Raw genomic sequence first — 717 nt, forward strand, 5'->3', positions numbered from 1 at the left:
TGTTATTATTGTCTTCTTTATGGAATGTACAGGCGAATGGCAAAAAGGTTCGAACGGGTAATCGTAGTGATGCAATAATAATACCGTCGGCAGTTATCCATTATGCAAGGCCGAATCTATATTTTAGCGAAGGTAGATACGCAGGTCCTGCTGACATATGGAATCCTAAGAAGGGCTTCTTAGTTCAATCAATCGATCCTGAATCATACAACCTCAATTTTCCAACTACAGGAGCGAATTTTTTATTTTTTGATTTAGTCATATCGGGAGATTTCGCTGAATTGACATGGGAACCAGTTACGCATGAGGGAATTACCGCAAGAATGAAACTTATGCCAGGTATTCACCGTTGGGTTCATGATTCTAGTTTTGTAATTCGTGTTATGCTAACAGGTCCAGATGCAAGAAATCAATGGGACAATCCTCATCCTAATCCAATTGCTAAGCCAAAGTTACCGCAGACGTTTGAGTTAGTGGGTAGAGATAGATATGGCATTGAGGTAGTAAAATATGGATTTGTGTTGAAGCAGTGGTTCGTCGTGCGGGATGCTCATCTTCCTTTTCGAACGAGAACCTATAGTGACCATTTAGCATGGTGTAATAATATAGGCTACCAGATGCCAAGGGTCAGGGATTTAACCAATGCGGTTACAAAATTTGGTCCATCAGTAGGCGCTAATCCATCTTCACCAGGTAATCATTACATGCGTCATATTG

At 40.7% G+C, this 717-nt stretch carries 1 protein-coding gene; it reads left to right on the top strand.

From position 1 onward, the window contains the following. On the top strand, positions 1–717 hold a 717-nt coding region (locus J6569_RS11185; RefSeq protein ID WP_296318533.1), incomplete at both ends, for a hypothetical protein.

It is taken from the genome of Gilliamella sp. (assembly GCF_024104075.1).
Classification (GTDB): Bacteria; Pseudomonadota; Gammaproteobacteria; order Enterobacterales; family Orbaceae; genus Gilliamella; species Gilliamella bombi.